This is a genomic window from Franzmannia qiaohouensis, from assembly GCF_031451695.1.
Taxonomy (GTDB): Bacteria; Pseudomonadota; Gammaproteobacteria; order Pseudomonadales; family Halomonadaceae; genus Franzmannia; species Franzmannia qiaohouensis.
Window position 1 is genome coordinate 1 of the sequence record NZ_JARWAM010000054.1, and the last position, 566, is coordinate 566.

Annotated in this window: 1 protein-coding gene; it reads left to right on the top strand. The window is 53.5% G+C overall.

Going from position 1 to position 566, the window contains the following annotated elements:
* Window positions 1–136 precede the first annotated feature (136 nt).
* Window positions 137–566 (top strand): type VI secretion system contractile sheath domain-containing protein (locus tag QC821_RS21705; protein WP_309725607.1); only part of this gene is annotated, 430 nt, incomplete at its 3' end.

Consider the following 566-nt stretch of genomic DNA (forward strand, 5'->3'; position numbering starts at 1 on the left):
GAAGAACTGCTGAGCTATATGGACGGCAAGGTCGATGCCGAAAAGAGAATTGCTCAGTTGCTGAATAACGAGCCGCTGCTGCAACAGGCCGCCGAACAGGCGATGGCGGCCACAAAATCCGATAGGGAGGGCTGATATGGCTGAGGCAAAGCAAGAAGTCGCTGCCGGTGCCACTGAAGCTGAAGCCATCGATCTGGCCGAATTCAGCGATCTTCTGGAAAGGGATTTCCGAGTCAAGGACAGCGATGGCGAAAAGCTGCAGGCACTGGTGGCCAACCTTGCCCTGGCCGCCACGGAGCGATCTGGCACGGCCACGATTTCAGGAAACGCCATCAAGTCCATCAAGTCTCTGATCAGCGGGATCGATCAAATTCTTTCCCGACAGATGAACGAAATTCTGCATGATGAGAAAGTGCGCCAGATCGAAGGCACATGGCGAGGTCTGCATTACCTGATCAACAATACGGAGACCGACTCGAAGCTGAAGATCCGGGTTCTCAATATCAGAAAGGACGAACTGGCAGATATCCTGCAAGATTACGAAGGCCAGATGTGGGACCAATCAC